This window comes from Pseudomonas eucalypticola (assembly GCF_013374995.1).
In the GTDB taxonomy this organism is placed as follows: domain Bacteria; phylum Pseudomonadota; class Gammaproteobacteria; order Pseudomonadales; family Pseudomonadaceae; genus Aquipseudomonas; species Aquipseudomonas eucalypticola.
Window position 1 is genome coordinate 5,379,035 of the sequence record NZ_CP056030.1, and the last position, 24,211, is coordinate 5,403,245.

Annotated in this window: 25 protein-coding genes, 1 other RNA gene and 1 pseudogene; 7 read left to right on the forward strand and 20 right to left on the reverse strand. The window is 62.4% G+C overall.

The genetic code is table 11. From position 1 onward, the window contains the following. Position 1 precedes the first annotated feature (1 nt). From mraY to rsmI, 9 genes are all read right to left on the reverse strand, one after another. A complete protein-coding gene (gene mraY, locus HWQ56_RS24005; protein WP_158155280.1) occupies positions 2-1,084 on the reverse strand; it encodes a phospho-N-acetylmuramoyl-pentapeptide-transferase in 1,083 nt (360 codons plus the stop codon). Then, on the reverse strand, positions 1,084-2,451 hold the full coding sequence (locus HWQ56_RS24010; protein WP_176571950.1) for a UDP-N-acetylmuramoyl-tripeptide--D-alanyl-D-alanine ligase: 1,368 nt from the start codon (positions 2,449-2,451) through the stop codon (positions 1,084-1,086). Before HWQ56_RS24010 ends, mraY begins: the two co-directional genes overlap by 1 nt. Then, positions 2,444-3,907, reverse strand: a complete 1,464-nt coding sequence (locus HWQ56_RS24015; RefSeq protein WP_158155276.1) for a UDP-N-acetylmuramoyl-L-alanyl-D-glutamate--2,6-diaminopimelate ligase — start codon at positions 3,905-3,907, stop codon at positions 2,444-2,446. Before HWQ56_RS24015 ends, HWQ56_RS24010 begins: the two co-directional genes overlap by 8 nt. Then, positions 3,907-5,643, reverse strand: coding sequence for a peptidoglycan D,D-transpeptidase FtsI family protein (locus HWQ56_RS24020; RefSeq protein ID WP_176572477.1), 1,737 nt, complete (start codon positions 5,641-5,643; stop codon positions 3,907-3,909). The genes HWQ56_RS24015 and HWQ56_RS24020 overlap by 1 nt, the downstream gene beginning before the upstream one ends. After that, positions 5,643-5,936 (reverse strand): cell division protein FtsL, encoded by a 294-nt coding sequence (gene ftsL, locus HWQ56_RS24025; protein ID WP_158155272.1) that lies wholly within the window; start codon positions 5,934-5,936, stop codon positions 5,643-5,645. Before ftsL ends, HWQ56_RS24020 begins: the two co-directional genes overlap by 1 nt. After that, positions 5,933-6,880: a 16S rRNA (cytosine(1402)-N(4))-methyltransferase RsmH gene (gene rsmH / locus HWQ56_RS24030; protein ID WP_425331918.1), complete on the reverse strand. Its 948-nt coding sequence runs from the start codon at positions 6,878-6,880 to the stop codon at positions 5,933-5,935. The genes ftsL and rsmH overlap by 4 nt, the downstream gene beginning before the upstream one ends. Beyond that, positions 6,877-7,332 carry a division/cell wall cluster transcriptional repressor MraZ gene (gene mraZ, locus HWQ56_RS24035; protein WP_158155324.1) on the reverse strand — a complete coding sequence of 152 codons (456 nt, stop codon included), beginning with the start codon at positions 7,330-7,332 and terminating at the stop codon, positions 6,877-6,879. Before mraZ ends, rsmH begins: the two co-directional genes overlap by 4 nt. Positions 7,333-7,642: 310 nt before the next feature. After that, an RNA gene (gene rnpB / locus HWQ56_RS24040) (RNase P RNA component class A) lies at positions 7,643-8,002 on the reverse strand. A gap of 75 nt (positions 8,003-8,077) precedes the next feature. Further along, positions 8,078-8,872, reverse strand: a complete 795-nt coding sequence (gene rsmI, locus HWQ56_RS24045) for a 16S rRNA (cytidine(1402)-2'-O)-methyltransferase (protein ID WP_245217902.1) — start codon at positions 8,870-8,872, stop codon at positions 8,078-8,080. A gap of 260 nt (positions 8,873-9,132) precedes the next feature. Between rsmI and HWQ56_RS24050 the strand changes: the two genes are divergently transcribed. The 4 genes from HWQ56_RS24050 (at position 9,133) to HWQ56_RS24065 (ending at position 12,576) form a co-directional block, all read left to right on the forward strand. Next, positions 9,133-10,908 (forward strand): penicillin-binding protein activator, encoded by a 1,776-nt coding sequence (locus HWQ56_RS24050; protein ID WP_158155268.1) that lies wholly within the window; start codon positions 9,133-9,135, stop codon positions 10,906-10,908. Then, entirely contained in the window at positions 10,908-11,279 is a 372-nt protein-coding gene (locus tag HWQ56_RS24055) for a YraN family protein (protein WP_176571952.1), read from the forward strand. The genes HWQ56_RS24050 and HWQ56_RS24055 overlap by 1 nt, the downstream gene beginning before the upstream one ends. 128 nt (positions 11,280-11,407) lie before the next feature. After that, positions 11,408-12,001: a phosphoheptose isomerase gene (locus HWQ56_RS24060; protein WP_158155265.1), complete on the forward strand. Its 594-nt coding sequence runs from the start codon at positions 11,408-11,410 to the stop codon at positions 11,999-12,001. Next, complete coding sequence (locus HWQ56_RS24065; RefSeq protein ID WP_158155263.1) at positions 11,998-12,576, forward strand: BON domain-containing protein; 579 nt, start codon at positions 11,998-12,000, stop codon at positions 12,574-12,576. The genes HWQ56_RS24060 and HWQ56_RS24065 overlap by 4 nt, the downstream gene beginning before the upstream one ends. 55 nt (positions 12,577-12,631) lie before the next feature. Here HWQ56_RS24065 and HWQ56_RS24070 read toward each other — a convergent pair whose 3' ends face one another. The 7 genes from HWQ56_RS24070 to rplM all read right to left on the reverse strand — a co-directional run bounded on the left by HWQ56_RS24070 (position 12,632) and on the right by rplM (position 17,549). After that, entirely contained in the window at positions 12,632-13,066 is a 435-nt protein-coding gene (locus HWQ56_RS24070; RefSeq protein ID WP_158155261.1) for a ClpXP protease specificity-enhancing factor, read from the reverse strand. Positions 13,067-13,083: 17 nt separating this feature from the next. Then, positions 13,084-13,701: a glutathione S-transferase N-terminal domain-containing protein gene (locus HWQ56_RS24075; RefSeq protein ID WP_158155259.1), complete on the reverse strand. Its 618-nt coding sequence runs from the start codon at positions 13,699-13,701 to the stop codon at positions 13,084-13,086. 116 nt (positions 13,702-13,817) lie between these two features. Further along, on the reverse strand, positions 13,818-14,597 hold the full coding sequence (locus tag HWQ56_RS24080; RefSeq protein ID WP_158155257.1) for a cytochrome c1: 780 nt from the start codon (positions 14,595-14,597) through the stop codon (positions 13,818-13,820). Continuing rightward, positions 14,597-15,808, reverse strand: coding sequence for a cytochrome b (locus HWQ56_RS24085; RefSeq protein WP_158155255.1), 1,212 nt, complete (start codon positions 15,806-15,808; stop codon positions 14,597-14,599). The genes HWQ56_RS24080 and HWQ56_RS24085 overlap by 1 nt, the downstream gene beginning before the upstream one ends. Further along, the gene (petA, locus tag HWQ56_RS24090) at positions 15,808-16,401 is read right to left on the reverse strand and encodes a ubiquinol-cytochrome c reductase iron-sulfur subunit (RefSeq protein WP_158155253.1); all 594 of its coding nucleotides are present in this window, start codon (positions 16,399-16,401) and stop codon (positions 15,808-15,810) included. Before petA ends, HWQ56_RS24085 begins: the two co-directional genes overlap by 1 nt. A 312-nt stretch (positions 16,402-16,713) precedes the next feature. Then, positions 16,714-17,106 carry a 30S ribosomal protein S9 gene (rpsI, locus tag HWQ56_RS24095; RefSeq protein WP_158155251.1) on the reverse strand — a complete coding sequence of 131 codons (393 nt, stop codon included), beginning with the start codon at positions 17,104-17,106 and terminating at the stop codon, positions 16,714-16,716. Between the two features lie 14 nt (positions 17,107-17,120). Continuing rightward, positions 17,121-17,549, reverse strand: coding sequence for a 50S ribosomal protein L13 (gene rplM / locus HWQ56_RS24100; RefSeq protein ID WP_158155250.1), 429 nt, complete (start codon positions 17,547-17,549; stop codon positions 17,121-17,123). Between the two features lie 249 nt (positions 17,550-17,798). Between rplM and HWQ56_RS24105 the strand changes: the two genes are divergently transcribed. Next, positions 17,799-18,839 carry an NADP(H)-dependent aldo-keto reductase gene (locus HWQ56_RS24105; protein WP_176571953.1) on the forward strand — a complete coding sequence of 347 codons (1,041 nt, stop codon included), beginning with the start codon at positions 17,799-17,801 and terminating at the stop codon, positions 18,837-18,839. Positions 18,840-18,862: 23 nt separating this feature from the next. On the opposite strand, the pseudogene HWQ56_RS24110 reads toward HWQ56_RS24105, so the two are convergent. Continuing rightward, positions 18,863-18,976, reverse strand: a pseudogene (locus HWQ56_RS24110) (acyl-CoA dehydrogenase family protein); the annotation flags it as partial. Between the two features lie 395 nt (positions 18,977-19,371). Here HWQ56_RS24110 and HWQ56_RS24115 point away from each other — a divergent pair. Continuing rightward, entirely contained in the window at positions 19,372-20,268 is an 897-nt protein-coding gene (locus HWQ56_RS24115) for a GlxA family transcriptional regulator (protein WP_176572478.1), read from the forward strand. Positions 20,269-20,358: 90 nt separating this feature from the next. Here HWQ56_RS24115 and zapE read toward each other — a convergent pair whose 3' ends face one another. From zapE to HWQ56_RS24130, 3 genes are all read right to left on the reverse strand, one after another. Beyond that, entirely contained in the window at positions 20,359-21,453 is a 1,095-nt protein-coding gene (zapE, locus tag HWQ56_RS24120) for a cell division protein ZapE (protein ID WP_158155246.1), read from the reverse strand. Between the two features lie 85 nt (positions 21,454-21,538). Next, entirely contained in the window at positions 21,539-22,888 is a 1,350-nt protein-coding gene (locus tag HWQ56_RS24125) for a tryptophan--tRNA ligase (protein WP_158155244.1), read from the reverse strand. A 24-nt stretch (positions 22,889-22,912) separates the two neighbouring features. Next, a complete protein-coding gene (locus HWQ56_RS24130; RefSeq protein ID WP_158155242.1) occupies positions 22,913-23,548 on the reverse strand; it encodes an alpha/beta hydrolase in 636 nt (211 codons plus the stop codon). Between the two features lie 139 nt (positions 23,549-23,687). Between HWQ56_RS24130 and HWQ56_RS24135 the strand changes: the two genes are divergently transcribed. After that, positions 23,688-24,122 (forward strand): Z-ring associated ZapG family protein, encoded by a 435-nt coding sequence (locus HWQ56_RS24135; RefSeq protein WP_158155240.1) that lies wholly within the window; start codon positions 23,688-23,690, stop codon positions 24,120-24,122. The last annotated feature ends 89 nt before the right edge of the window (positions 24,123-24,211 follow it).

Sequence of the window (24,211 nt, forward strand, 5' to 3'; positions counted from 1 at the left end):
TCTACCTCAGTTTCAGGGTGGCAAGGCCGAACAGCACCAGGATCACGGTGATGATCCAGAAGCGGACGATCACACGCGGCTCGGGCCAGCCCTTGAGTTCAAAGTGGTGGTGGATGGGCGCCATGCGGAACACGCGGCGACCGGTCAGTTTGAAAGATGCCACCTGAATGACCACTGAAAGGGTTTCCATCACGAACACGCCGCCCATGATGAACAAGACGATTTCCTGGCGAACGATGACCGCGATGGTGCCCAGGGCCGCGCCCAGCGCCAGTGCGCCGACGTCGCCCATGAATACTTGCGCCGGGTAGGTGTTGAACCACAGAAAGCCCAGGCCGGCGCCGATCAGCGCGCCGCAGAACACGATCAGCTCGCCGGCACCCGGCACGTACGGGATCAGCAGGTAATCGGCGAATTTCACGTTACCCGACAGGTAGCAGAAGATGCCCAGGGCGCCGCCCACCATCACGGTCGGCATGATGGCCAAGCCGTCGAGGCCGTCGGTCAGGTTCACCGCGTTGCTGGAGCCGACGATGACGAAATAGGTCAGCACCACGAAGCCCACGCCCAGGTAAATGCTGGCGTCCTTGAACATCGGGATGATCAGGGTGGTTTCCACGGCGCTTGGCGCGGTGGCGTACAGGAAGATGGCCGCACCCAGGCCGAACACCGACTGCCAGAAATATTTCCAGCGGCTTGGCAGGCCCCGCGAGTTCTTCTCGATCACCTTGCGGTAGTCGTCTACCCAGCCGATGCCCCCGAACAGCAGGGTGACCAGCAGGACGGTCCACACATAGCGGTTGGTCAGGTCGGCCCACAACAGGGTGCTGACGCCAATGGCCGAGAGGATCAGGGCACCGCCCATGGTTGGGGTGCCGGATTTTTTCAGGTGCGATTCAGGGCCGTCGTTACGCACGGCCTGGCCGATCTGACGAATCTGCAGGGTACGAATCATCCAGGGGCCCAGCCACAGGGCCAGCGACAGCGCGGTCAGCACACCCAGGATCCCGCGCAGGGTCAGGTACTGGAAGACCGCGAAGCCTTTGTAGAACTGTTGCAGATACTCCGCCAGCAGCAGCAGCATTAATGTTTCTCCCCGCTGGAACCGCACAAGGCCGCCACGACGTTTTCCATCGCAGCGCTGCGCGAACCCTTGATCAAAATAGTGATGTTTTTGCCCTGCTCGGCGCCAAGCGCAGCGATCAGGTCAGACTGAGTGGCGAAATGCCGGGCGTTGGCGCCGAACACGTTTACCGCGTGCAGCATGTTCGGGCCCACGGCGTACAAGGCATCTACCTTGCCTCGGGCGTATTCGCCCACCTGCCGATGCCCCTCTTCTGCCCATTGCCCCAGTTCGCCGATGTCTCCGAGCACCAGGACGGTGCGGCCGGAAAAGCCGGCGAGTATATCAACGGCAGCGCACATTGAGGTGGGGTTTGCGTTGTATGTATCGTCGATTACACGCAGGCCGCTGGCCGTGACCTGGGCCACGGTACGACCCTTCACCGGTTGCAAGCTTTCCAGGCCCTTGGCGATGTCGCCGATGGCCAGCCCGAACACGTGCGCGGCGGCGGCGGCGGCCAGGGCGTTCTGCACGTTGTGGGTGCCCAGCAGGTTGAGCTGGACCCGCGCGGTGCCTTGCAGGCCATGCAGGTTGAAAGCCGGGCAGCCCCGCTCATCGGCACGAATGTCACTGGCGTGGAAGTCGGCGGCGGTGTTGGTCAGGGCGAAGCTGAGCACGCGACGCTGGCCGGCGCGGGCGTGCCAGATGCCGTAGGCCTTGTCGTCCAGGTTGAGCACGGCGGTGCCATCGGCGGCCAGCCCTTCGATGATCTCGCCCTTGGCCTCGACGATCTTCTCCGGCCCCCCGAACTCGCCCACGTGGGCGGTACCGGCGTTGTTGAGGATGGCCACGTGGGGCTGGGTCAGGCCCACGGTGTAGGCAATCTCGCCCAGGCGCGAGGCGCCCAGTTCGATGACCGCCGCGGTGTGCTGCGGCGCCAGCTCGAGCAGGGTCAGCGGCGCGCCCAGGTCATTGTTGAGGTTGCCGCGAGTCGCGAGCACGTCGCCCTGGGTGCGCAGGATTGCGGCCAGCAGTTCCTTGACCGTGGTCTTGCCACTGGAGCCGGTCACCGCCGCCACCGGCCGGGTAAAGCGCGAACGGTTCAGCGCCGCCAGCTGGCCAAGGGCAACGCGGCAATCGGCAACCACCAACTGTGGCAGGTCGACACCGGCCACCTCATGTTCCACCAGGGCCGCCACGGCGCCTTTGGCCGCCACGTCAGCGAGGTAGTCGTGGCCGTCGAAACGGGGGCCGGCAAGGGCCACGAACAACTGGCCGGGCACGATGGCACGGCTGTCGATGCTGACACCGTTGAAGGCTGCATCCTGGCCGTGCAAACGCGCAGCCAATGGCTTGAGCAGTTCCGCCAGGGACATGGGCTTAAGCATGGTCCACCTCCCAGGTGGCCAGGGCGCGGGCGGCCTCTTCCAGGTCGGAAAATGCCAGGCGCTGGCCGTTGATTTCCTGATAGTCCTCATGACCCTTGCCCGCCAGCACCACCACGTCGTCGGCCTGGGCCTGGGCGATGAGCTGAGCGATGGCAGGGCCACGGCCGGACACGAATTCGACCCGGGCAGCAGCGCTGAAACCGGGGCGGATGTCACTGAAGATCTGCAGCGGATCTTCGCTGCGCGGGTTGTCATCGGTGACCAGCACGCGGTCGGCCAGGCGCTCGGCCACTTCGGCCATCAGTGGGCGCTTGCCGCGGTCGCGGTCACCGCCACAGCCGAACAGGCACAGCAGTTCGCCCTTGGCGTGTGGGCGCAGGGCTTGCAATACCTTGTCCAAGGCATCCGGGGTGTGGGCGTAATCGACCACCACCAGCGGCTGCTTGCCGCCACCCAGGCGCTGCATGCGCCCCAGCGGGCCTTCCAGCTGCGGCATGACGTTGAGAATGTCGTCCAGCGGGTAGTCCAGCGCCAGCAGGGTACCCACCGCCGCCAGCACGTTGCTGAGGTTGAAACGCCCCAGCAGGCGGCTGCGCAGCAGGTGCTCGCCCTGGGCGGTGACCAGGGTGGCGCGCACGCCATGGTCATTGAATTCGGCTTCGCGGCAATACAGGGTCGCGGACGGGTCCAGCAGGCTGTAAGTGATCAGCCGGGACTCATGTTCTTCTTCGGCCAGGGTGCTGCCGAAGGCGTCATCCAGGTTGAGCACGCGGCAGCGCAGCCCGGTCCAGCCGAACAGCTTGGCCTTGGCCGCGGCATAGGCCTGCATGCTGCCGTGGTAGTCCAGGTGATCGCGGCTGAGGTTGGTCAGCACGGCCACGTCGAACGCCAGCGCGGCCACGCGGCCCTGGTCCAGCGCGTGGGAGGACACTTCCATCGCCACGGCCTTGGCGCCGGCTTTTTTCAGGTCAAGCAGGGTCGACTGCACCGCGATCGGGTCCGGGGTGGTCAGGCGCCCGCTCTGCAGCGCTTCGTGGAAACCGGTCCCCAGGGTACCGATCAGCCCGCAGCGCTGGCCGAGCAGGTCCAGGGCCTGGGCCACCAATTGCGTGACGCTGGTCTTGCCGTTGGTGCCGGTCACGCCCACCAGGCTCAGCAGGCGGCTCGGGTCGCCATAAAAGCGCCCGGCGATGTCGGACAGCTGGCGTATCAGGCCCTTGACCGGAATCAGCGGCACATCGGTGATGGGCAGCACGGTGGCGCCCTCCACTTCATAGGCCACCGCCGCGGCGCCGCGCCCCAGGGCGTCGGCAATGTGCGCGCGGCCATCGACCTTAGCCCCCGGCACCGCCAGGAACAGGTCCCCGGGGCGTACGTCACGGCTGTCCAGGGCCAGTTCGCGGATCAGCGGATCGCGACCGGCCTGGGCGAAGATCTTGCTCAGTGGCATGCTCATCAACCACGCCCTCCCTTGCTGGCCGCAGGCTGGGCCTGGGCTTGTTCCTGAGGGGTATTCGGCAGGTTGTCGGGGGTCACGTTCATCAGGCGCAGGGTGCCGGACATGACCTTGCTGAACACGGGTGCCGACACCAGGCCACCGAAATAGCCGGCCTTGCTCGGCTCATCGATCACCACCACCACGGCGTAGCGTGGGTCGGCCACCGGGCCGAACCCGGCGAACAGCGAGCGGTAAGCGTTTTCGGTGTAGCCACGCGAACCAATGGTGGCCTTTCGGGCGGTACCCGACTTGCCAGCCACGTGGTAGCCCGGCACCCGCGCGCGGTATACGCCACGGGTGTCTTCGATCACTTGCTGGAGCATGCCCTGCAGGGTCTTGGCCACTTGCTCGGGCATGACGCGGGTGGCCTGCGGCTTGCCGTCGACCTTGAGAATGCTCAGCGGCACGATCTCGCCGTCGTTGGCGATGGCCGAATAGGCATGCACCAGTTGCAGGGCTGTCACGGAAAGGCCGTAACCGTACGACAGGGTGGCGGTTTCGGCCTTTTTCCAGTCGCGGTGGTTGGGCAGGTTACCCACCCGCTCGCCAGGGAAGCCCAGGCCGGTGTACTGCCCCAGGCCCACCGCCGACATGGCACGGAAGATGTTTTCACCGCCGATGTCGAACGCTACCTTGCTCATGCCGACGTTGCTGGAGTTGATCAAAATGCCGGTCAGGTCGAGGATCGGACCCTCGGTCTTGGTCACGTCCTTGATGGTGTAGCGGCCGATCTGCAGGGTACCGGGGTACACTTCGACCTTGTCGGTAGGCTTCCAGCGCCCGGTTTCCAGGGCGGCGCTCATGGAGATCGGCTTCATGGTCGAGCCAGGCTCGAACACGTCGGTGATCGCCCGGTTACGCATGGACGCCGGGAACATGGTCTTGCGATTGTTGGGGTTGTAGGTCGGCTGGTTGACCATCGCCAGCACTTCGCCGGTCTTGACGTCCATGATCACCATGCTACCGGCCTTGGCTTCGTTCTCGACGATGGCGTTGCGCAACTCGCGCGCGGCCAGGTACTGCAGGCGCAGGTCGATGGACAAGGTCAGGGTCTTGCCCGCCTTGGCGTTCTTGGTGACCTGCACGTCCTTGATCAGGCGGCCACGACGGTCCTTGATGACCTGGCGCTTGCCAGGCACGCCCGCCAGCCAGTCTTCGTAGGCCAGTTCCACGCCTTCGCGGCCGTGGTCGTCCAGGTCGGTAAAGCCAACCATGTGCGCGGTGACGTCACCGGCAGGGTAGAAACGACGAAATTCCTCGATGCCGTAGACACCAGGAACCTTGAGGTCGAGCACGGTCTGCCCCTGTTCCGGGGTCAGCCCTCGCACCAGATAGATGAATTCCTTGGTGGCCTGGGCTTCCAGGCGGGCCGCGAGCTCGCGCGGGTCCTGGCCAAGGGCAGCCGCCAGCGCGGGCCACTTGGTCTTGTCCAGTTGCATTTCCTTGGGGTTGGCCCACAAGGTGGTGACCGGTGTACTCACGGCCAAGGGTTCGCCGTTGCGGTCGGTGATCAGGCCGCGGTGCGCCGGAATCGGAATGTGGCGCACGCTGCGTGCATCGCCCTGCCCTTTGAGGAAATCATGGTCGATGACCTGCAGGTCGACGATACGCCAGACAATCGCGCCTACCATGATGCCCAGCAGCGATACGAGTACCCGGAACCGCCACGGGTACAGGGCACCATCGAGCTTCATCATGGCGCCACCATCTTGATTTCGGCGGCATCGGGAATGCGCATTTTCAATTGGCCGCTGGCCAGCGCCTCGATCCGGCTGTGTGCCGTCCAGGTGCTTTGCTCCAGGATCAGGCGCCCCCACTCGGCCTGGGCCTTGTCGCGCTCGCTCAGCTCGTTGTACAAGCTGTTGAGCAACTGACGGTTCAGGTGCGCGCTATAGGACACGGCGATGGCCGAAACCAGCACGCCGATGAACAGCAGAAGCATCAGGAAGCTTCCGCCTGGCAAAGGCTTGGCAAAGAGCTTGCTCACCGCAACTTCTCCGCCACGCGCATGACCGCGCTGCGCGAGCGCGGGTTGGCCTTCAATTCAGCCTCGGAGGCGAACTGGGCCTTGCCGTGAACCTTGATCTTCGGCTCGAATGCCTGGAAACGCACCGGCAGGTTGCGCGGCAGGTTGTCGGCCTCGCCCTTGGCCAGTTTGCGCATGAACAGTTTGACGATGCGGTCTTCCAGCGAATGGAAGCTGATCACCACCAGGCGGCCACCGACTTCCAGCGACTCCAGCGCAGCTTCGAGGCCCGCTTCCAGGTCGGCCAGTTCGTTGTTCACGTGAATGCGCAGGCCCTGGAACGCGCGAGTAGCCGGGTTCTTGCCTTTTTCCCAGGCCGGGTTCGCGACCTTGAGTACTTCCGCCAGGTCGGCAGTGCGCTCGAATGGCTTGATTTCGCGGCGCGCCACCACGGCGTTGGCCATGCGCTTGGCGAACCGCTCTTCCCCATATTCCTTGAACACCCGGGCGATTTCCTCAGCCGGGGCATTGGCGATGAACTCGGCGGCACTGACACCACGGGTGGGGTCCATGCGCATGTCCAGCGGGCCATCGTTCATGAAGCTGAAGCCGCGCTCGGGGTCGTCCAGTTGTGGCGAGGAGACGCCCAGGTCCAGCAGCACGCCGTTGACCTTCCCAGCCAAACCTTGGCTAGCAATTTCGCTACCCATTTCTGCAAAGCTGCGCTGCACAATGACAAAGCGGCCGTCTTCGGCCGCCAGCGCTTGCCCCGTGGCAATCGCTTGTGGGTCTTTGTCGAACCCCAGCAATCGGCCCTGCGGCCCAAGGTGCTGGAGGATCAGCCGGCTGTGCCCACCCCGCCCGAAGGTACCGTCCACATAGCAGCCATCGCCTTGTATGGCGAGAGCCTCGACGGCTTCGTCAAGCAATACGGTGATGTGGTTAAAGCCGCTATCTATAGTCACAGAATCAAATCACGCAGTTCATCAGGCATGGCGCCCGGTTGTTGAATAGCCGCCAGGTCCGCTTCAGCAACAGCGTTCCAGGCATCCTCGTCCCACAGTTGAAACTTGTTCAGCTGGCCGACCAGCATGGCTTTCTTGTCCAGCTTCGCGTACTCGCGCAAACGTGGCGGAACCAGAAAACGCCCACTGCCGTCGAGCTCCAGGTCAACCGCATTGCCAATCAGCAACCTTTGCAGACGGCGGTTTTCTTCCCGGAGCGACGGCAGTGCGCGCAGCTTTGTTTCAATTAATTCCCATTCGTCCAGCGGGTACACACAAAGGCAGGGATCAACGGCATCGATGGTCACGATCAACTGGCCGTTGGAGCGCGAAACCAGCTCGTCACGGTACCGGCTGGGCATGGCTAGCCGGCCTTTGGCATCGAGACTGATGGCATTTGCTCCGCGAAACACAGAGGCGCTTCCCCATTTTTTAGTTTTTTGTGCCTGAAAAACCCACTTTGTGCCACTTTCCGCCACTCGCGCACACTATAGGAATGCGCCCGTACCACCGTCAAGGCACGCTCGTAAGGAAAACCCTTACAGATCGGAGATTTAGGAGATAAAAGGAAGGCGAAAGGCTAATTCGAGGGAAGCGAAGAGGTATAAAGCCAAGTTAACTCAATGAGCTACGAGCCTCAGTTAAAGTAAATTATGAAGAGTAAGATTTTTTCGGTATTAGGAATCGGCTTCTGCTGTTGATTGAAGCCCAAGGGAGAAGGAGGTGGAGAGTCGATCTGTAAGCCGGGTTCTGTCGAGGACAGTCATTCCTCTACGATGGCCATCACTGGACACCTTTAGCAACCTACCCGGTTCCAACGCGGGCCGCGCCATATGGAACCCTATTTGGTCTTGCTCCGAGTGGGGTTTACCTAGCCACGCACTGTTACCAGACGTGCGGTGCGCTCTTACCGCACCTTTTCACCCTTACCGGCACCGAAGTGCTTAGGCGGTTATTTTCTGTGGCACTTTCCGTAGGCTCACGCCCCCCAGGCATTACCTGGCACTCCGCCCTATGGAGCCCGGACTTTCCTCCCCCCGCTTTTGCGGAACAAAAGCAGGCAGCGACTGTCCAATCGACTCTCCGCCGACAAGGTTACGGAATAGCGGGGTAAGCTGCAAGCATTAAGCGCGCGGCTTGCAGCGTGCTTCCAGGCTATCAGCTGCTTTTCTGTCGCTCCAACGCCACCTGGTACAACACGTTCTTGCGCGCTCCGGTGATCTCCGCCGCCAGCGCCGCCGCTCGCTTGAGTGGCATCTCCTTGAGCAGCAGGTCCAGCACGCGCATCACCTCGGCGCTGACCGCCTCATCACTCTCGGGCGCCGTCCAGCCCGCCACCAGCACCACGCACTCACCCCGCTGCTGGTTGCTGTCCGCCTCCACGAACGCACGTAGTTCGGACAGTGGCAGGCCTTTCAATGTTTCAAAAGTTTTCGTCAGCTCACGCGCCAGCAATGCGGGGCGGTCGGGCCCGAACACCAACTCCATGTCCTGCAGGCACTCCAGGATTCGATGCGGCGCTTCATAGAAGATCAGCGTGCGCGGCTCCTCGCGCACCTGTTCCAGGCGCGAACGACGCCCCACTGTCTTGGCCGGCAGGAAACCTTCGAAAATGAACCGGTCCGACGGCAGGCCCGCCGCCGACAGCGCCGCGATCAACGCACAGGGGCCAGGGACCGGCACCACCTGGATACCCGCGGCCCGCACCTGGCGGACCAGGTGGTAACCGGGATCGGAGATCAACGGCGTGCCGGCATCGGAGATCAGCGCAACGCTCTCGCCCGCGCGCAGCTTGTCGAGAAACCGCCCGCCTTCATCCCGCTCGTTGTGCTCATGGCACGCGGCAAGGGGGGTGTTGATCCCGAAGTGTTGCAGCAGGCGGACAGAGTGACGGGTGTCCTCGGCGGCGATCAGCGCCACGTCGCCTAGTATCTTCAAGGCGCGGGCGCTCATGTCATCCAGGTTACCGATGGGCGTGGCCACGACATAAAGCGTTCCCGTGGCGGAATTCGAAGCACCTGGAGCAGTCACAGCACACACCTGTCGTTGGCAAAAGCGGCATTGTAGCCTGCCATGCCAGCCGCCGGCCAAAAAAGCCACCCGGCAAAACCCTGAATGACCTTTGGTGCGGCTTTCATGCCTGTGACATCGCACCGGGCGCCATGCTTGGGTACAATTGCCGGCCTAACCGATCGAGTATCAGGAAGATATACATGACAGCTTGCCTGCGGCTGCTCTCAGCCCTCTGCCTTGCCATGTTGCTGGCGGCCTGCGCCAGCTCGCCCTCCAGCAACCTGGGCGAACTGCCACGCACCCCCGATGCCACCATCGAGCAATTGCTGGGCCAGGCCGCCTCGGCGAAGACCCCGGCCGAGGCATCGGTGCTGCGCCTGAGCGCTGCCGACCTCGCCTACCGCCAACATGCCAATGACCGCGCCGGCCAGATCCTGGCCCAGGTCCAGGTAGAGCAGTTGAACGCTGGCCAGCAGATCATCGCCAGCACCCTGGCCGCTGAACTGGCCCTGGCACGCAACCAGCCCAAGGAGGCATTGAACGCCCTCAACCACCCGAGCCTGCAGCGCCTGGGCGAGGCGTCAGTGGAGCAGCAGGTGCGCACCCACACGGTTCGCGCCCGCGCCCTGGAGGCCGATGGCCAGATCTTGCCCGCGGCCCAGGAGCGAGTCTTCATCGCCCCGCTGCTCAGCGGTGACGCGGCAGCAGCCAACAGCGATGCCATCTGGGCACTGGTCAGCAGCCTGCCTGCCGAGCAGCTCAACACCACCGGCACCGACGACCTGGCTGGCTGGCAGAGCCTGGCCCTGGCCGTGAAGAGCGCCGGCACCCTGGACCAGCAGAAAGCCGCCATCAATGACTGGCGCAACTCCCACGCCAGCCATCCAGCAGCCAAGCAACTGCCCGCCGCCCTGACCAAGCTGATGGAGCTGACCAGCCAGCCACTGACCAAGGTTGCCCTACTGCTGCCGCAACAAGGCCAACTGGCGTCGGTGGGCAAAGCCCTGCGTGACGGCTTCATGGCCGCCTACTACCAGGCTCAGCAGGCAGGCCAGAAGCCACCCGTGGTCGAGGTCTTCGACAGTTCGCGGGTGACCTCGATGGATGACTTCTACCGCCAGGCACAGGCCGCCGGCGCGCAAATGGTGATCGGCCCACTGGAAAAACCACTGGTCAAGCAATTGGCCGGCCGCCCGCAATTGCCGCTCACCACGCTGGCCTTGAACTATAGCGACACCACCACGGCCAACCCGCCACAGCTGTTCCAGTTCGGCCTGGCCGCCGAAGACGAAGCCCGCGAAGTCTCGCGCCGCGCCCGCGCCGACGGCCTGCACCGCGCCGTGGCGCTGGTGCCACGCGGGGAATGGGGCGACCGGGTGCTGGCGGCCTTCCGCCAGGATTTCGAAGCCAATGGCGGCAGCCTGCTGGGCTCCCAGCGCGTTGACCAGCCGGTGGCACTGGCACAGCAGATCGGTGACCTGATGCAGGCCCGCCAGGGCGCCAATGGCTCCGGCGGCTCGCGCCGCCAGGACGTAGACTTCATTTTCCTGGCATCGACGCCGCAACTGGCCCAGCAGATCAAACCGACGCTGAATTTCCAATACGCCGGTGACGTGCCGGTGTACGCGACGTCCAACGTGTACAGCGCCAGCGGCGACACCTCCCAGTACAATGACATGAACGGCGTGCGCTTCTGTGAAACCCCGTGGTTGCTGGACAACGCCAACCCGCTGCGCCAGCAGGTGGTGCGCCAGTGGCCGCAGGCCGGTGGCAGCCTGGGCCGGCTGTACGCCATGGGCGCCGACGCCTTTGGCCTGGCACCACGCCTGGAACAACTCAAGGCACTGCCGGACAACCGCATGCAGGGCCTGTCGGGCAACCTGAGCGTGAACGCCGGGCAACGCATCGAACGCCAACTGCCGTGGGCACAGTTCAATGGCGGCCAGGTTCAACGCCTGCCGGACACCGTCCAGTAATGCCAGCCGCCTCCCCGCGCCAGGCCGGCCTGGAGGCCGAGGCGCAAGCACTTGCACACCTGCAACAGCAGGGCCTGCAACTGCTTGCGCGCAACTGGCTGTGTAAAGGCGGCGAGCTTGATCTGGTCATGCTCGATGGCGATACAGTAGTATTCGTCGAAGTTCGTTACCGCCTGCACGCACAATGGGGCGGCGCGCTCGAAAGTATCGATGCGCGCAAGGTGGCACGGGTAGTCAACGCTGCCCGTCTGTATCTGCACAAGGAAGCGCGCTGGGCCCACCACCCCTGCCGCTTCGACGTGATCGCCCTGGAAGGCACTGCCAGCAAGGACATGCACCTGAATTGGCTACGCAATGCGTTCGAGAGCTGAAAACACGGCTCGAACGCGACTGAACCACCCCTTTACTTACGATTTTGCTCTTTGCTTTGCGGGCTGCACATTCATGTGCCGGGACGCTGAACCGCGCCCGACCAGCCGCCCTAATTAAGGTCACATTGATGGACATGCAATCCCGAATTCGCCGGCTTTTCCAGGCCAGTATCGATACCAAGCAACAGGCGATGGAAGTCCTTGCACCGCACATCGAGCAAGCCAGCCAGGTGATGGTCAATGCCTTGCTCAACGAAGGCAAGATGCTGTCGTGCGGCAACGGCGGCTCTGCGGGCGATGCCCAGCATTTTTCTTCCGAATTGCTCAACCGTTTCGAGCGCGAGCGTCCCAGCCTGCCGGCCATTGCGCTGACCACCGACAGCTCGACCATCACCTCGATTGCCAACGACTACAGCTACAACGAAGTCTTCTCCAAGCAGATCCGCGCCCTGGGCCAGCCCGGCGACGTGCTGCTGGCGATTTCCACCAGCGGCAATTCGGCCAACATCATCCAGGCGATCCAGGCCGCACATGACCGCGAAATGGTTGTCGTAGCCCTGACAGGGCGCGACGGCGGCGGCATGGCGTCATTGCTGCTGCCTGAAGACGTCGAGATCCGCGTGCCGGCCAACGTCACCGCACGCATCCAGGAAGTCCACCTGCTGGCGATCCACTGCCTGTGCGATCTGATCGACAGCCAATTGTTCGGGAGTGAAGAATGACCCCTAACCGCCTGGGCCTGATGGCCCTGACCCTGTGCCTGAGCCTGACCGGCTGCAGCTCGTTCCTGACCGCCACCCGCGATAAGCCCATCGAAGATGACCGCGGCACACGCACTTTCGGCAGCAAGATCGATGACTCGCTGATCGAAACCAAGGTGTCGGTGAACGTGGCCAAGGCCAGCCCGGACCTGGACCAGAACTCTCACATCGTGGTCAGCAGTTTCAACGGTATCGTGCTGCTCGCCGGTCAGACGCCGCGCGCCGACCTCAAGGCCATGGCCGAACAGGCTGCCAATAGCGTGCAGCGCGTCAAGCGCGTGCACAACGAGCTGCAGGTGATGGCCCCCTCCTCGATCCTGGCACGCAACAACGACGCCTGGCTGACCACCAAGATCAAGACCCAGATGCTGGCCGACGCCAGCATTCCGGGCTCGCGCATCAAGATCATCACCGAGAACGGCATCGTCTACATGCTGGGCTTGGTGACCCAGAAGGAAGCCGCCCAGGCGGCGGCCCTGGTACAGGGCGTGGGCGGCGTACAGAAGATCGTCAAGCTATTCGAATACATCGACTAGCAGCAGCGTGAAGCTCCAAGCCAAAAAAGGCGATCCGCAGGGATCGCCTTTTTTGTTACTTGACCACCTTCAGGCTCGGGCGCCCGGCGGGGCGCTGCGGGCGGCCGCCGTCTGGCGGCAGGTCGTCATCGGAGACGGCGTGCACTTCAAAGCCGCTTTCCGCTTCTTCCTCCATCATCGAGGGCTCGAGATCGAAGACCATGCCCTGGCCATTCTCGCGCGCGTAAACGCCGAGAATCGCGCCGATGGGCACGTACAGGGTATGGGCGACACCACCGAATCGGCCTTCGAAGCTGACGGCTTCGTTGTCCATGTGCAAGTGACGGACCGCCTTGGGCGATACGTTCAGCACGATCTGACCGTCACTGGCAAAGCCCTTGGGCACCTGCACGGAACGGTATTCGGAGTTGACCAGCATGTGGGGCGTGCAATCGTTGTCCACGATCCACTCGTAGAGTGCACGCACAAGATACGGACGACTGGAGTTCATCAACGGCTCCTTCAAACCTAGCGCATTTCACGTTCAGCGGCCGAGAGGCTAGCCTGAAAGGCCTCGCGGGCAAACTGACGCTCCATATAGTCCAGCAGCGGCTTTGCAGGCCGCGGCAATTCGATTCCCAACATCGGCAATCGCCAGAGTATGGGCAGTAGACAGCAATCCACCAGACTTTGCTCCTCACTGAGGAAGAAAGGCTTGTCGGCGAACAGGGGCGAGACCCCGGTAAGGCTCTCGCGAAGCTCCTTGCGGGCCTGCACTCGAGCAGGCTCCTTGGCCCGGGGGTCGAGGATCAGGTCCACCAGGCCGCACCAGTCACGCTGTATGCGGTGCATCAGCAGCCGGCTGTTGGCCCTGGCCACCGGGTACACCGGCATGAGCGGAGGATGCGGGTAACGCTCATCCAGATATTCCATCACAACGGTGGATTCGTACAGCGCCAAATCACGGTCTACCAGCGTTGGCAGACTGCCGTAAGGGTTCACTTCGATCAGTTTCGCCGGCTGCGAACCCGCGGGCACACTGATGATTTCGGCGCTGACTCCCTTCTCGGCCAGCACGATGCGCACCCGGTGAGAATAGTGGTCAGCGGGGTCGGAGTAACAGGCCAACCGATTGGTCACGCCCATGGCGGTCCTCCTCGCGTGGAAAAAACATGAATATCACAAAAACGCGCGCGCCCCTGAAACACTCCTTTGGCGAATGTGAGGGGCGCGCGCATTTAACTGCAAATCTTACCGCATATTCAATGAACGTCCTTCCAATATTCACGTTTGAGCAGGTAAGCAAAAATGAACAGGATGGCCAGGTACAGCAACACATAGGCACCGATGCGCTCGCTGGCCAGCTTGTTGGGGTTGGCCGAGTAGGCCAGGAAGGTCACCAGGTTGTGTATTTTCTCATCGAACTGCTCGGGCGTCAGGCTGCCGGTCTTGGGTAGCAGGGTGAGCTGGTCGCAGGCCTCGTGGGTCAACGGCGCACCGGTGAGCGGGTCGTACTGGTTCTTGCCTTCAGCCTGCACCTGGACCTGCTTGCAGCCCATGACCTGACGCCCCTGCAGGCCCGCCAGCACGTTAGGCATGCCTACGTTGGGAAACACCAGGTTGTTCACGCCCCATGGCCGTGTCGGGTCCTCGTAGAAAGAGCGCAGGTAACCATACAGCCAATCCGTGCCCCGCACCCGCGCCACCAGGGTGAGGTCCGGCGGTGCGGCGCCGAACCACGCCTTGGCATCCGCTGGCTGCATGCCGATGGTCATGTGGTCACCGATCTTGGCGCCCGTGAACACCAGCTTCTCCAGCATCATGTCGTGGGGAATACCCAGGTCATCCGCGACCCGTTCGTAACGCTGGAATTTGGCGCTGTGGCAGCCCATGCAGTAGTTGACGAAGGTACGCGCCCCGTCCTGCAGGGCTGGCTTGTCGGTGAGGTCGATGTCGACCTTTTCCAGCTCCGGGCCACCCTCGGCGGCCAGCACCAAGGCAGGCAAAAAGACCAGCACGAGCAACGCTATTATTGTTTTCATCAGCCAGTCACCCTTTCCGGTACCGGTTTGGTTCGCTCGAAGCGGGTGTAGAACGGCATCAGCAGGAAATAAGCGAAATACAGCACCGTGCACACCTGGGACACCAGCGTTCGCTCAGGCGTGGGCGGCTGTACGCCGAGGTACCCCAAGGTCATGAACGACACACAGAACAGGGTCAGCGCCAACCGGCTGACCCAGCCCTTGTAGCGCATGGACTTGACCGGGCTGCGGTCCAGCCACGGCAGCACGAACAGCACGGCGATGGCCGCGCCCATGGACATGACCCCCAGCAGCTTGTCCGGCACCGCCCGCAAGATGGCGTAGAACGGCGTGAAGTACCAAACCGGAGCGATATGTTCAGGGGTCTTGAAGGCGTTGGCCTGCTCGAAATTGGGCTTTTCCAGGAAGTACCCGCCCATTTCCGGAAAGAAGAACACGATGGAGCAGAACACGAACAGGAACACCACGACGCCGACGATATCCTTCACCGTGTAGTAGGGATGGAAGGCGATGCCGTCCAGCGGCACCCCGTTTTCGTCCTTGAGCTTCTTGATCTCGATGCCGTCCGGGTTGTTCGACCCCACCTCGTGCAGCGCCAGGATGTGCAGCACCACCAGCCCCAGGATGACGATGGGCAACGCGATCACATGCAGGGCGAAGAAACGGTTCAGGGTGATGCCGGAGATCAGGTAGTCACCGCGTATCCATTGGGTCAGGTCATTGCCGATCACCGGAATGGCGCCGAACAGGGAAATGATCACCTGCGCGCCCCAATAGGACATCTGCCCCCACGGCAGCAGGTAGCCCATGAACGCCTCGGCCATCAACGCCAGGTAGATCAGCATGCCGAAGATCCACACCAGCTCCCTGGGCTTCTTGTAGGAGCCGTACAGCAGGCCACGGAACATGTGCAGGTAAACGACGATGAAGAACGCCGACGCGCCCGTGGAGTGCAGGTAACGCAGGATCCAGCCGTAGGACACGTCGCGCATGATGTACTCGACCGAGGCGAACGCCTCCTCAGCCGAAGGCGTGAAGCTCATGGTCAGCCACACACCGGTGACTATCTGGTTGACCAGCACCAGCAGCGCCAGGGACCCGAAGAAATAGAAGAAGTTGAAGTTCTTCGGCGCGTAGTATTTGGTGAGGTGCTCTTCCCACATCTTGGTGGCGGGGAAGCGGGCATCCACCCAGGCCATGAATTTGCTCATCACGCTTTCTCCTGGTCAACGCCGATGACAATCACGTCGTCCGACTCGTACGAATGCGGTGGCACCGCCAGGTTCAGCGGCGCAGGCTGGGATTTGTATACCCGGCCGGCGAGATCATAGTGGGAACCGTGGCAAGGGCAGAAATAACCGCCTACCCAGTCCTTGCCCAGGTCGGCGGGGGCCACCTCGGGGCGGAAAGTCGGCGAACAGCCCAGGTGCGTGCAGATACCGATGACAATCAGTACCTGCGGCTTGATGGAGCGCAGCTTGGGGTCGACGTAGGCAGGCTGGGTGGAGTTCTTGGACTCGGGGTCGGAAAGACGGTCTTCGATCTTGCCCAGGTTGGCCAGTATCTCGTCGGTGCGGCGCACCACGAACACCGGCTGGCCGCGCCATTCGGCGATGACCTGCTGGCCGGGCTCGACCTTGCTGATGTTGAACTTGACTGGCGCCCCCGCGGCCTTGGCCTTGGCGCTGGGGAACCAAGACCCGACGAACGGGACCGCAGCCCCTACCGCTCCCGCTGCGCCAACCACGGATGTGGCCGCTACGAGGAAGCGACGCCGGCCTGCATTCACGCCGTCATTGCTCATTCAGTCCTCTCCCATCAGCTTTTCGTGGCCTGTTGCAACAGGCATTCACATTGTTGGTTCCATCCGGCCCGGCGAGGTCAGCACCTGAAAATCTGCCAAATGGTAGTTACAAGCCCAAACGCAGACAAGGGGAAAACCCGTGGCAAACGGCAGCACCCCTGTCCAGGCAACCTGTGCAGGCGTGGCAAGCCGCCACGCAAAAACTTCACAAGCCGCCATTAAGCAATAGCACTTGGTAGTCTAGTCGACATAAAAAAAGCCCGATTCCAATGGAACCGGGCTTTTTCTTGAACGGAGTCGCGAGGCGTAAAATTAACGCTTCGAGTACTGCGGACGCTTACGCGCTTTACGCAGACCGACTTTCTTACGTTCAACTTCACGAGCGTCACGAGTGACGTAGCCAGCTTTACGCAGGGCGCCACGCAGGGTCTCGTCGTATTGCATCAGGGCACGGGTGATACCGTGACGGATAGCACCGGCTTGACCGCTGACACCACCACCGATAACGGTGACGTAGATGTCGAACTTCTCGGTGGTCTCGGTCAGTTCCAGCGGCTGACGAACTACCATGCGGGCAGTTTCACGGCCGAAGAACGTGTCCAGGGAACGGTTGTTGATGGAGATGTTGCCAGTGCCCGGACGCAGGAAAACGCGTGCGGTTGCAGTCTTGCGACGGCCAGTGCCGTAATTTTGAGTCGCCGACATAATGAACTATTCCGTTAAATCTTCAGTTCTTGGGGCTGCTGAGCAGTATGAGGGTGTGCAGCGCCCGCATAGACTTTCAGCTTACGGTACATGTCGCGACCCAGCGGGTTCTTCGGCAGCATGCCTTTTACCGCGGTCTCGATCACGCGCTCAGGGGCTTTGGCGATCAGCTTCTGGAAGTTGATCGACTTGATGCCGCCCGGGAAACCGGAGTGGGAGTAGTACATTTTGTCAGTGGTTTTAGCGCCAGTGACACGAACCTGCTCAGCGTTGATGACGACGATGTAGTCACCGGTGTCAACGTGAGGGGTGTATTCTGGTTTGTGCTTGCCACGCAGACGGCTCGCGATTTCAGTAGCCAGACGACCCAGGGTCTGACCAGCAGCATCAACGACGAACCAGTCGCGTTTTACTGTTTCCGGTTTAGCAGTAAAAGTTTTCATTCTTTATAGCCTCGAAGGCCGTCCAGCAAAAATAGACGGCAGATCTTACTGAATAGTGCGTACTTTGACAAGTCAAAGGCAGCCGGATACAGACGCTATCGGGGGCTCGGGTCAGCGCGTCCAATACACGGCAAGATTCTTCGGCGAGCGGCGCATCACTTCCACTGCAGAGAGAGGGGGCGAATTATCCAGATTGCGAAAAAAATATCAACCTGCTTTTATGATTCCTTTTGCCTGGAGGAGTAGCAGATGGATTATCGCCGACTGGGACGCACCGACATCAACGTCAGCGCCCTGTGCCTGGGCACCATGACCTGGGGCGAGCAGAACACCGAGGCAGAGGGCTTCGCGCAGATCGAACGGGCCAAGCAGGCCGGAATCAACTTCATCGACACGGCGGAAATGTACCCCGTGCCCCCGCGCCCGGAAACCTACGCCAGCACCGAACGCATCATCGGCAACTACTTCAAGCGCACCGGCGACCGCGCCGAGTGGGTACTGGCCAGCAAGATCGCCGGCCCCGGCAACGGCATCGCGCACATTCGCGACGGCCAGCTGCGCCACAACCGCACACATATCGTCCAGGCCCTGGATGCCAGCCTCAAGCGCCTGCAGACCGACTGGATCGACCTGTACCAGTTGCACTGGCCCGAGCGCAGCACCAACTTCTTCGGCAAGCTGGGCTACCAGCACACCCAGGACGAGCTGATCACCCCGCTGGAAGAAACCCTGGAAGCCCTGGACGAGCAGGTCAAGGCTGGCAAGATTCGCCACATCGGCCTGTCCAACGAAACGCCGTGGGGCACCATGAAGTTCCTGCAACTGGCCGAAAGCCGCGGCTGGCCGCGGGCGGTGTCGATCCAGAACCCCTACAACCTGCTCAACCGCAGCTTCGAAGTGGGCCTGGCGGAAATCGCCATTCGCGAACAGTGCGGCCTGCTGGCCTACTCGCCCATGGCGTTCGGCATGCTTTCGGGCAAGTTCGAGAACGGTGCCAAGCCTGCCGGCGCGCGCCTGACCCTGTTCAGCCGCTTCAGCCGCTATTCCAACCCGCAGAGCGTGGCTGCCTGCAGCCGTTACGTGGCCCTGGCCCGCGAGCACGGCCTGGACCCGGCGCAAATGGCCCTGGCGTTCGTGACCCAGCAGCCGTTCGTGACCAGCAACATCATCGGTGCCACCTCGCTGGAGCAACTGGACAGCAACATTGCCAGCTTTGGCCTGAAACTCACCGATGAAGTGCTGGAAGGCATCGAAGCCATCCACAAGGATCAACCAAACCCTGCCCCCTGATGGGAAAAGGGCTGCAAGCTGCCCTAAATGATCGAGCGGGCGATGATTTCCTTCATGATTTCATGGGTGCCCGCATAGATACGCTGCACCCGTGCGTCCGCCCAGACGCGGGCCACGGGGTACTGCCACATGAAACCTTACTAACCGTGCACCTTGGGAATGTGCGAGCACAGCCGGCCGCCCCCCTGCCTTGTTCCACTGGGCATGAACGGCGCGGCGTTTTTCTCGAAGAACTTGCGCACACTGGCGCGAACAGTTCGTGGTCGGAGCGAAACATTGTCTTGGGAATCATCTGACACCCCTGGCTGAGCAATCCGTGGTAGATAGCAGAGCCTAGGCGCAGCACCGCGGATCGACACTGGACACAACCGCCAAAAAATAAGACGATCCAGCCGCTGATTGACCACTATCTCTTATAAGAATAATCAACATGATGTTTACCCCGAATACCCCGTCTTTACGGCGCGTGAGCATTCTGGCCATCGACAAGGTCTTTGCCTCGACGCTGATGCACGCCAAGGATTTCTTCCACCTGGCCAGCCTGCGCTACGGCAAGCAACTCGGCCAGGGCCTGACTTCATTGTTCGAAACCCGCCTGATCAGCCCCGACGGTCAACCCGTGATGACCTTCAGCGGCGTGCAGGTACCGGTGGACGGCACCCTGGAAGACGCCGACGTCATCGTGCTGCCTGCCTTCTGGGATGATTTCGACGCCCTGTGCCTGCGCTACCCGCAAGTGCTGCCCTGGTTGCGCCAACAGCATGCCCGCGGCGCGGTGCTGTGCGGCGAGGCCAGCGGCGTGTTCTGGCTGGCCGAGGCGGGCCTGCTGGACGGCAAGGAGGCCACCACCTACTGGCGCTTCTTCGGCCAGTTCGCCGAGCGGTTCCCCAAAGTGATCCTCAACCAGGACAAGCACCTGACCGATGCCGACAACCTGTACTGCGCGGCCGGCACCACTTCGGCCTGCGACCTTTACATTTACCTGATCGAGCGCTTCTGCGGTGCCAGCGTGGCCCAGGCGGTATCACGGGACATCCTCTATGAGGTGCAGCGCAACTACACCCCGGGACGCATGGGCTTCGGCGGGCAGAAATTGCACCAGGACCTGCTTATCCTGCAGATTCAGCAATGGCTGGAAGAACACTTCGCCGACAAGTTTCGCTTCGAGGACGTGGCGCGCGAACATGGCATGAGCATTCGCAACTTCATGCGCCGCTTCCAGAATGCCACCGGGGACAAGCCGCTGCATTACCTGCAACGGTTGCGGATAGAAACGGCCAAAGGCCTGCTGTCAGGCTCACGCAAAAGCATCAAGACCATCAGCTACGAGGTGGGCTACGACGACGCCAGCTTCTTCGCCCGGCTGTTCCGCCAGCATACGGCGCTGTCGCCGAACCAGTATCGGCAGCAGTTCCTGCAAGAGGCTTGAAACTGCACCGCGCCTGTCCCCACAGGTTACTCCCTATCCGGGAGGCGCCTGTGGGCCCGGGCGACGCTCGGGAAAAGCGCGCCGCCGACGTTATGGCTTGTGTGCGCGCGACAGGAATTCGTGCGACTGCATTTCCAGCAGCCGGCTCAGGGTCCGCTGGAATTCGAACGTCAGGCGACCGCCGGTGTACAGGTCTTTCAACTCCACCTCGGCCGAGATGATCAGCTTCACGTTGCGGTCGTAGAACTCGTCCACCATGTTGATGAAGCGCCGCGCGATGTCGTCGGTCGCCACGCCCATCTGCTCCACGCCACTGAGCAGCACGGCGTGAAAGATCTTGCCCAGTTCGATGTAGTCGTTCTGGCTGCGCGGGCCGTCGCACAGTTCGCGGAAGTCGAACCAGGCCACGTCGTCACAGGTCTTCAGCGCGATGATTTCGCGGTTCTCGATGATCAGCTTGTCGTTTTCAACCGCCTGGGTGCACTCGGGGGTGAGCGCCTTGAAGCTCTTGCGCAGGCTGTCGGCAGCCGCTTCGTCGAGCGGGTAATGGAACAGTTCGGCCTGCTCCAGGTGGCGCAGGCGATAGTCCACGCCGCTGTCGACATTGACGATCTCGGTGTTCTGCTTGATCAGGGCAATGGCCGGCAGGAAACGGGCGCGCTGCAGGCCGTCCTTGTACAGGCCGTCCGGCACGATGTTGGAAGTGGCCACCAGGGTCACGCCGTTCTTGAACAGCTCTTCCATCAAGGTGCCCAGGATCATGGCATCGGTGATGTCGGAGACGAAGAACTCATCGAAGCAAATCACCCGTGCCTCTTCCGAAAAGCGCTTGGCGATCACGGTCAGCGGGTTCTTCTCGCCTTTGAGGGTGCGCATTTCCTCGTGTACGCGCTTCATGAAGCGGTGGAAGTGGGTACGCACTTTTTCCTTGAACGGCAGCGCCTCGAAGAAAGTGTCCACCAGGTAGGTCTTGCCCCGCCCCACGCCGCCCCAGAAGTACAGGCCCTTGACCGGCGCCTGTTCCTTCTTGCTGAACAGCTTGCCGAACAGGCCCGGCTTGCTGTCGTGCGCGGCGATCAGGTCGTCGTAGAGACGTTGAAGGTGACGCACTGCCGTTTCCTGCGCAGCATCATGGAAGAACTCGGGGCGTTTGAGGTCAGCTTGATATCGTTCTAGAGGCGTCATATTCGTTAGCAGGGCAACAAAAACGGGCCGTCACTGTAACGACGGCCCTGGCTTATGGCAATTAGACTTGCGACAGTTGGTCGCATTAATCCTGTTGGGGCTGCAAGGCAAGGCGCAGAGCCTCTACCGCGGCGTCGCGGGTGGCGGCGTCGGCGAACGCGGGGCTTTCCCCCACGCAGGCGTCGTCCAGCCATACGGTGAAGGCATTGCCTTCGCTACGCACGTCCAGCGCGGCACCACTTTGCAGTTGCTTGCTGGCCTGGCCGGCCGCCTTGCCGTCGGCAAAATTGCGCGACAGCAGCAGTTGCTCACCATCGGCGCCCAGCAAGCGGAAACGGAAGCTGCCGTCTTCATCACGGAAGCTGACGAAACGGGCGGCCTTGGCGGCCTTCTTCTTCGTCGCCGTGGTGGCCTGGGCCTGCTCACGGAACGAACGCAGGCCCACGGCCTCGCGCAGCTCGCCGAGGAACGGCGTGGCCACTTTGCGGGCCTTGGCGGCGCCGGCCAGGAGAATGTCTTCCAGGTCGGCCGGGCGTGCGATGAACTGGTGATACTTCTCGCGGGCTTCGCCCAGTTCGGTATCGAGCAAGGTGAACAGGCGGCTCTTGGCCTCGCCCCAGCCCAGGCCCTGAAGCAGCGCCTCGCGGAACTCAGCTTCCTGGGCCGGGGTGGCGAAGGCCTGGAACAGGGTGAACAGGTGCGAGGTGTCCGGATCTTTCGCCTCGCCCGGCGCGCGCGAGTCGGTGACGATGCGCGAGATGGCGTCTTTCATGTCCTTGGCGCTGGTGAACAGCGGGATGGTGTTGTCGTAGCTCTTGGACATTTTGCGCCCATCCAGCCCCGGCAGCGTGGCCACGCCCTCTTCGATCAGCGCTTCGGGCATCACGAAGAACTCGCGGCCGTTGCCGAACAGGTGGTTGAAGCGCTGGCCGATGTCACGGGCCATTTCCACGTGCTGGATCTGGTCACGTCCGACCGGCACCTGGTGGGCGTTGAACATCAGGATGTCGGCGGCCATCAGCACCGGGTAGCTGAACAACCCCATGGTGACGCCCGCGTCCGGGTCTTCACCGGCCTCGACGTTCTTGTCCACCGACGCCTTGTAGGCGTGGGCACGGTTGAGCAGGCCCTTGCCGGCCACGCAGGTCAGCAGCCAGGTCAGCTCGGTGATCTCGGGAATATCGGACTGGCGGTAGAACGTCACACGGTCGGTATCCAGGCCGGCAGCCAGCCAGGTGGCGGCGATTTCCAGGCGCGAACGCTGAATGCGCAGCGGATCGTCGCACTTGATCAGCGCGTGGTAGTCGGCCAGGAAATAGAACGAGTCGGCGTCGCTCTTGCGGCTGGCGACGATGGCCGGGCGGATGGCACCGGCGTAGTTGCCCAGATGGGGCGTGCCAGTGGTGGTGATGCCGGTCAGGATACGAGTGGTCATGGTCTGATTCTTGTCGGTCTGCATTCAGTTCGAAAGGCGTGGCAGGACCCGATCTTTCAGGTCGGTCAGCTTGCCATGAAAAAAGTGTCCGCATTCTGCCACTTTCAGCAGCTCATGGGGGCGTTGCAGCTGCTCGGACCAGGCATACACCAGGGCCGGGTCCACCACTTCGTCGGTTTCGGGCTGCACCACGGTCAGCGTGCCGCCCACCGGCAGGCTATGCTCAGGCCCCAGGCGCATCACGGCCGGGGCGATCATGAACAGGTGCCGCACGCTCTGGCCAGCCGCTTCCAGGCGGCCGCCCAGGCTGGCGGCAACGAACCCGCCGAACGAGAAGCCCAGCAGGGTCAGGGGTAGATCAGGGTGCTGGCGGCACAGCCACGCCGCGGCCGCCTGGGCATCGTCGATCTCGCCATTGCCCATGTCGTGGCTGCCGGCGCTTTGGCCAACGCCGCGGTAGTTGAAACGCAAGGTTACAAAACCGGCATCGCGCGCCGTGCGCTGCAAGGTCGAGATGACCTTGTTGAGCATGGTGCCCCCCTGTACCGGGTTCGGGTGGCAGATCAGGGCAACGCCCCGCGCCTCGGCGGTATCCAGGTAGAGCGCTTCCAGCTGGCCTTGGGGGCCATCGATGAAAATAGGGGTTTCGCGGATCAGCAAGGGGGGTACTCCGTGACCTCGGTAGGGGTCGACTCGTCTAGTCGAAGGATTCTGTCTGGCATATTTGCGATTGCTCGCGGTATACAGCGCAGGTTAGAGCCGTTAACGTAAAGCAAAGCCGTTTATAGAGGAAGGACTCGTGGAACACTCGCTCTTAGTTTGGTTGTTGCCGACTATCGCCCTCGTCGTGGGTGTCGTGATTGGCCTGGTCGTCGCCCGCCTCGTGCCCAATGCCGCCCCCAGCAGCACTCAGCGCCAGCTGGACGAGATTCAGGAACGCTTCGACAGCTATCAGAATGACGTGGTCACCCACTTCAACACAACGGCTTCGCTGGTCAAGAAGATGACCCAGAGCTACCAGGAAGTGCAGGAACACCTGGCCGAGGGCGCCAACCAGCTGGCCCTCGACGAGCTGACCCGCCAGCGCCTGCTGGCGGCCCTGCACGCCGAACCGGCCGGCCCGCGCGAACGCCTCACGCCGCCACGCGACGCCGAGCCGCCGCGCGACTACGCGCCCAAGGCGCCGAACTCGCCCGGCATGCTGGACGAGCAGTACGGGCTCAAGCGCAAGTAAGCGCCGCCTGTTGAACAAGGAGCCTTCGGGCTCCTTTTTCATGCGCTTGAGCCTGCGGCACGATCGAAAAGGATAACCGTGCCACGGGC